This is a genomic window from Mycobacterium sp., from assembly GCF_049802695.1.
Classification (GTDB): Bacteria; Actinomycetota; Actinomycetes; order Mycobacteriales; family Mycobacteriaceae; genus Mycobacterium.
The window spans coordinates 1-5,967 of sequence record NZ_JBARMY010000075.1 but is presented as its reverse complement, the minus strand read 5'-3'; the positions used below and the strand labels follow the sequence as shown (position 1 = coordinate 5,967).

Sequence of the window (5,967 nt, the reverse complement as noted above, 5' to 3'; positions counted from 1 at the left end):
GCTATCAGCTGATCTGCCCGGCCCTGGATGAGGGGTTGTCGAGCAAGCAGCGCGGCAAGCTGGTGCGCGAGATCGCCGCGGCCACCCATACCGATCTGTCTGGTAATCAAGACCGGCCGTCCGGTGGAGCATGTGCGACCGAGATCGGTGTCGGCAACTGGGTCGCATGTGTTGAGAACCCTCCACTCGGCCCTCGGTATGATAGGCCGGTCGACTTTCAAGGCCGACTCAGTCAGACGGCACAAGCCGCTTGATCTTGTGTTCACCAAACGGGTTCACGCGCAGGACGTACGCCGTTCGCCCGGAACAAAAGTCGTCGGCAATCCGCAGGCTCGGGTAGATTCCGGGTACCGACACGAGAGGCGCTCCATGGCAACGGCCACAACCGAGCCGGTACGGCTACCACCCGGGCCGCGGGGCCCGAAGAGCGTTCAAGGCATTGCGTTGGGGATCGCCCAGCATGCAATGATTGCCGCTCTGGGCCGGCGGTACGGCAGCGCGTTCACCATCGATTTGCCAGTCTTCGGTCAAACGGTGGTGATCAGCGACCCAGTCGTGGTCAAGGATATGTTCAGCACCAGCAGAAATCTGTTCGGGCGGCCGAAGCACAATCTCGGTGAGATTATGGGCCCTGGATCGCTGTTCAATCTTGAGGGTGATGAACTCATCGCCCGCCGCAAGTTGATACTCCCCCCGTTTCATGGCAGTCGCATGCGAAGCTATGACCACGTGATTGAAAAAGAGGTGATACGCGAAACTGCGAACTGGCCGCAGAACCGCGAATTCAAGACGCTCGAGTCGATGGAACGCATCACCCTCAACGCGATCCTACGAGCCGTATTCGGCGCCAGTGGTTCGGCCCTGGACGAACTCCGCAAGTTGATACCGCCCGCAGTCGAAATAGGCTCCCGCGTCGCCCTGCTGCCGGCGATAGCGCGCCGTGACCTCGGCAGGTGGAGTCCAGCGGGACGGTATCTGCGTTACCGGCGGCCGGTCGACGCCATCATGGACTCACTCATCGCCGATGTGCGGGCTGACCCGGCCATCAAAGAGCGCGGCGACGTGCTCGCGCTGCTGGTGCAGGCCCGCGACGAAAACGGTGAGCCGATGCCCGATCGGCACATCGCCAACGAGTTGCTGACGCTGCTGGTCGCCGGATACGAGACAACCGCCACACAGTTGTGCTGGGCAGTGGAGCGGTTGCGCCGGCATCCGCGGCTGCTGGCACGCCTGACTGACGAAGTCGACGCCGGCGGATCTGAATTGCGGCAGGCGACGATTTGGGAAGTGCAGCGCACCCGGCCGGTTCTCACCGGCGCATTGCGCCAGACGAAGACGCGAATCCAGCTGGGAGATTGGATCATTCCCGAGAACACCATGGTATGGGCAAGTATCCATTTGGCCCATAATTCAGAGCAGAGCTTTCCGGACGCGGCGTCGTTCAATCCGGACCGATTCATCGGCGCCGTGCCGAACCCGTTCGCATGGATTCCATTCGGCGGCGGAATGCACCGCTGTGTCGGCGCGGCGTTCGCCAACATGGAGATGGACGTTACCCTGCGCACACTGCTGCGCGAATTTCATTTCGCGCCAACCGATCAGCCGGGTGAACGGCGGCACAACCGCGGGGTAACGATCGCGCCGGGACGGGGCGGAAGAGCGGTGGTTTACCGGCGAACGGCCGGCGCGCCAAGTGATGCTCACTCTATATCGGTGGCCGACCACGGCAGCCGGCGTTTGGAGAGTCGTAGCAGGCAGCGGTCGGTGTAGGTCTTACCTCAATGGCATCCAGCGCTTCAGGAAAGGTCGCATTTGTTACCGGCGGGGCATCCGGCATCGGGGCCGCGCTGGCGACCAAGCTGGTCGACACGGGCGCCGAGGTCTGGATCGCCGATCGCCAGCTCGGGCCGGCGGAGGAGCTGGCACAACGCCTGAACAGAGTTGGCGGAGAGGCGCACGCGATCGAGCTGGACGTGCGCAGCTACCCATCGTTCGAGCGTGCCGTTGCCGAGGCACTGCAGCAATCCGGGCGGATCGACTACCTGTTCAACAATGCCGGCATTGGGGTCGGCGGTGAGGTCGACTCCTACACGCTCGATGACTGGAACGACGTCTTCGACGTAAATCTGCGCGGTGTGGTCCACGGCATCCAAGCGGTCTACCCGATCATGATCAAGCAGCACTCCGGCCACATCGTGAACACAGCTTCGATGGCCGGTCTTATCACCACGGTGAGTCAGGCCAGCTATGCCGCCACCAAACACGCCATAGTCGCACTCTCCAAGACGTTGCGGCTGGAGGCCGAGCGCCACGGCGTGCAGGTCTCGGTGCTTTGTCCGGGGGTGATCCGGACCCCGATCATCACCGGCGGCGTGTACGGACGCAACGACAGCGTCAGCGACGAGGAACTCATCAAGTCGGCTGACACATTGCGGCCCATGGCGCCCGAAAGGTTCGCCGAGCGTGCCCTTCATGCGGTGTTGCGTGGAGACGCCATCATTGTGGTGCCAACCTGGTGGAAGGCATTGTGGTATCTGGAGCGCCTTTCCCCCGCGCTATCGATGCGAGCGGTCAAAATGACGATGCTCAAGCGCCTACGTGCAGCGCAGTCCATCACCACCTGATCTCACAGACAACGGCGGCTCAACCGCGGCCGCTCTGCTGATGTCGCGCTACGCCTTCTGCGCCACCGCCAGGATGTAGTCCACATGCCATTCGTGGATCCAGAAATTGTCCGGCCTGACCGTCCACCGGAGAACCGGATTCACATACTTCCGTTCCGGCGCGAACAGGCTCTTCGACAGGAACCTGGCCAGCGGCCGGAAGATGTCGTCGGCGATTGATCGCGTTTCGGCATCGGCAAAACCCGCATCGAGTAACAGGTCTCGATAGGCCACAACGTTCGCCGCTTTACGGACAGCTTTCGGTGGCGCCCCCTGCCAGCCGAGCCGGGCAACCTTTTTCCGATGCCGCCAATTGAGGAATGTTTGCTTGGGAACGATGTCGGCCGTCACCAAGCGGCCACCCGGCTTTAGCACCCGCAGCGCTTCGGAGAAGAAGTCGACGCGCGACGGGAAGTGAAAAGCCGATTCCAGTGCGACAACCTTGGTGCACGATTCGTCTTCTAGCGGCAGATCGGTGGCGGACGCTTTGATGTACTCGATCTTGTCGGTTAATCCGGCTTCTTCCGCCCGTTGCGTGGAGATGGCGATTTGTCGGGGGGCCACATTCACTCCGGTGATATGTTTCACCCCGAACTCTTTGGCCCACAGAATATCCTGGTCGCCGTAGCCAGTCCCACAGTCCACTACAACGTCCGAAGCGCTGAAGTCGGCGCTCCGCGCCACGAGACGGGCCAGGTCGCGGCTCGCCTCATCCAGGGTTCCGGGATTGTTCTTCCAGTACCCGAAGTTGATGAACATCGACTCTTCGCCGAACAGGTTCTGGGTGCCGATGATGTCGTAAATCTGACCTGTCTTTGAACCGTCGGAACGCGATACCATGACCCGCGCCGCCCGCCGGCACTCGTCCGTCCAGCGACGCAGCCGAACACTGGTGGTTTCATCGTCTACACGACGCGGAACTGTGACCACAAACGCTCCCTGTGCTATCTGTTGACTATTGCCGTCGGCAACTCGGATTGAGCGGCTGCCACTGTAACAACTGACGATCGGCCTATCACCGCGGAGATCGATTTGACCGAAATTCGCCGTGAGTTGGTGTCAGGCATGCTCGGTGATCCACGTCGTCGTGAAGCGCTGGAACGCCGGGATGTTCTCAGCCAACTCGGCTCCGATTGAGTTCTCGAATTTGCTACCCACCAAGGGGATTTTGACCTCCACCGTCGCGGCAAACCGCAGTTGCGAGCCCTTGCCCATGGGGATGAGCCACGCTTCTGCACGGCCTGATCCCAGCCCTGCCGGAGCCGAGATACTGACCTGCCCACATACGCGGCCATCACCCACCGGTCGCCAACTCTCGGTGTGCAAGATTTTCAGGTCACCCGGAACGACTTTGGCAACCACCCCGGGTAACAGCTGGCGGCCCAGGTGCTGGGTGAGGCTCACCGTCGCCGTGCCATCGGCGTCGACTACCAGCGAATCCAGCGTGCTGCAGTCCCCGAAGGCCACCAACCGGGCCAGCCAATAATGCTTGTCACTGAACGCCGCATGAACCTGTTCGACGCTAGCGGGCGAATCGGTCAAGATCTCGAACGAACGCGGCATGGCAACCCAGACTCCCTATGAGTGACGCTCATCGCGGCTGCGACGTCTGGTCGAGCGATCTGGCCGGCCTCTCTCCGAACAACCGATCCGCGAGGGCCGATGCGAACTTTCGGGTCTCTTCCAGCTGCTCCGGCTGGACATTGGTCGTCGGGATACGCACGCCCAGGTAGCGGTCTCGGTATTCCCCTGTCCCCAGGTAACTGGTCAGCGACAGCATTGAGCGAAGCTGGTCGCCGGGATATGCGAAATGGATTCCGTCGACGTACCGGCCACCTTGCTTCTCTCCCAGCTTGCGCACCGCCGTCAAGTTCTCCCGCCAATAGCGGCGGCAAACAACAAACACTGCGAACGGCTTGCCGGTCAGGAGTTTTCGTGCTTCGTTCGACTTGAGGAACGAGCGCATTGGCATGCTGGCGGTGCGCCACCAGGTCGGCGAGCCGATGCAGACCAGGTCGTAGTCCCCGTCTCGCACCGCATCCGGGATGCGGATCTCCCCGCTGGCACGGCGTGCTTGAGCCGGAAGCACGCTGAGCATGTCAGGCCACACACGTCGCATCGGGAAGCGAGAGAATCGGTCGGCAAATCGTGGGTCAGTGAACTTTATCTCGGCGTTCTGGACATCACACCCTCGGTTGCGGAACACTTCTGCCGCAGTCTCGAGGACTTTGAGTGCCTGCCCCGTGTAGCTGTAGTAGAGCAGCAAGACCCGTGGCCGCCGGTCGCTCCGCTGCTCGCCGGCCACATCCGTCATTGCTGCACCTCCCCCTGTCTTGCGTTCCGCGTTTTACGGCCGGGGGGAAGCTTATCCTCTCCTCGCGACCCCGCGACCCACAGCGGCGACCTGTCTGGCCGAACCCAGCGGGCGTAGGACAATCGGCATGCCGTCAACCGGGATCGGCATCCCGCCATAATCCCAACGTGCCTGGTAGCCGGGCCGGGCCAGCTCCAACCGGTAGCGGCGCAACAGCCGGTGCATGATTGTCTTGACCTCCAATTGCGCGAACACCAATCCGATGCACTTGTGCGCCCCGCCGCCGAACGGGATAAACGCGTAGCGGTGCTTCTTGTGCTCGGCTCGCGGTTCGGCGAAGCGCTCGGGGTCGAACTTGGCCGGCTCCGTCCACAGTTCGGGCATCCGGTGGTTCATCGACGGCCAGACCAACATGAGGGTGCCCGCCGGCACGTAGTAGCCCAGCACGTCGGTGTCGCGCACGGCCTGCCGCAAGACGAACGGTAGCGGGGTCACCATCCGCAGCGATTCGTTCATCACCAAGTCCAACGTCTCCAGCTTCTCCAGCGACTCGATGTCCAGCGGGCCATCACCAAGCTGGGCCGACTCGTCGCGGCAGCGTTCTTGCCATTCCGGGTGCGCGGCCAGGTTGTAGGCCATCGTCGTGATCGCCGTCGTCGAGGTGTCGTGCGCGGCCATCAGCAAAAAGATTATGTGGTTGACGATGTCTTCGTCGGTGAAACTGTTGCCGTCCTCGTCCTCGCTGTGGCACAGCACCGTCAGCATGTCGGTGCCCCGGCCGTTGCGACGCTCCTTGACCCGCTCGGTGAAGTACTCCTCGAGAACCTTGCGGCCGCGCAGGCCGCGCCACCACTTCAACGGCGGGACGGGGTAGCGGATGAACGCGGCGCCGCCCCGGGTGGTGCTCGTGAAAGCATTATTGACCTTGGTGACCAGGTCATGATCGGTGCCGGGCTCATGACCCATGAACACCATCGACGCCACGTCGAG

At 62.3% G+C, this 5,967-nt stretch carries 7 protein-coding genes; 3 read left to right on the top strand and 4 right to left on the bottom strand.

The genetic code is table 11. The features are described from left to right. From WA317_RS02710 to WA317_RS02700, 3 genes are all read left to right on the top strand, one after another. On the top strand, nt 1-254 hold a 254-nt coding region (locus WA317_RS02710; RefSeq protein WP_425171574.1), incomplete at its 5' end, for a hypothetical protein. 115 nt (nt 255-369) lie between these two features. Next, nucleotides 370-1,770, top strand: coding sequence for a cytochrome P450 (locus tag WA317_RS02705; RefSeq protein ID WP_425171573.1), 1,401 nt, complete (start codon nt 370-372; stop codon nt 1,768-1,770). Nucleotides 1,771-1,781: 11 nt separating this feature from the next. After that, nucleotides 1,782-2,624: an SDR family NAD(P)-dependent oxidoreductase gene (locus WA317_RS02700; protein WP_425171572.1), complete on the top strand. Its 843-nt coding sequence runs from the start codon at nt 1,782-1,784 to the stop codon at nt 2,622-2,624. Nucleotides 2,625-2,672: 48 nt separating this feature from the next. Here WA317_RS02700 and WA317_RS02695 read toward each other — a convergent pair whose 3' ends face one another. The 4 genes from WA317_RS02695 to WA317_RS02680 all read right to left on the bottom strand — a co-directional run. Beyond that, nucleotides 2,673-3,593: an SAM-dependent methyltransferase gene (locus WA317_RS02695; RefSeq protein ID WP_425171571.1), complete on the bottom strand. Its 921-nt coding sequence runs from the start codon at nt 3,591-3,593 to the stop codon at nt 2,673-2,675. Between the two features lie 129 nt (nt 3,594-3,722). Continuing rightward, nucleotides 3,723-4,226, bottom strand: a complete 504-nt coding sequence (locus WA317_RS02690; RefSeq protein WP_425171570.1) for a DUF2505 domain-containing protein — start codon at nt 4,224-4,226, stop codon at nt 3,723-3,725. A gap of 28 nt (nt 4,227-4,254) precedes the next feature. Beyond that, nucleotides 4,255-4,977 carry a flavodoxin family protein gene (locus tag WA317_RS02685; RefSeq protein WP_425171569.1) on the bottom strand — a complete coding sequence of 241 codons (723 nt, stop codon included), beginning with the start codon at nt 4,975-4,977 and terminating at the stop codon, nt 4,255-4,257. A 51-nt stretch (nt 4,978-5,028) separates the two neighbouring features. Next, on the bottom strand, nt 5,029-5,967 hold a 939-nt coding region (locus tag WA317_RS02680), incomplete at its 5' end, for a cytochrome P450 (protein WP_425171568.1).

Excerpts from the sequence above, each read along its gene's own strand:
- WA317_RS02705 (WP_425171573.1), top strand. The coding sequence starts at position 370 with ATGGCAACGGCCACAACCGAGCCGGTACGGCTACCACCCGGGCCGCGG.
- WA317_RS02700 (WP_425171572.1), top strand. The coding sequence starts at position 1,782 with ATGGCATCCAGCGCTTCAGGAAAGGTCGCATTTGTTACCGGCGGGGCA.
- WA317_RS02690 (WP_425171570.1), bottom strand. The coding sequence starts at position 4,226 with ATGCCGCGTTCGTTCGAGATCTTGACCGATTCGCCCGCTAGCGTCGAA.
- WA317_RS02685 (WP_425171569.1), bottom strand. The coding sequence starts at position 4,977 with ATGACGGATGTGGCCGGCGAGCAGCGGAGCGACCGGCGGCCACGGGTC.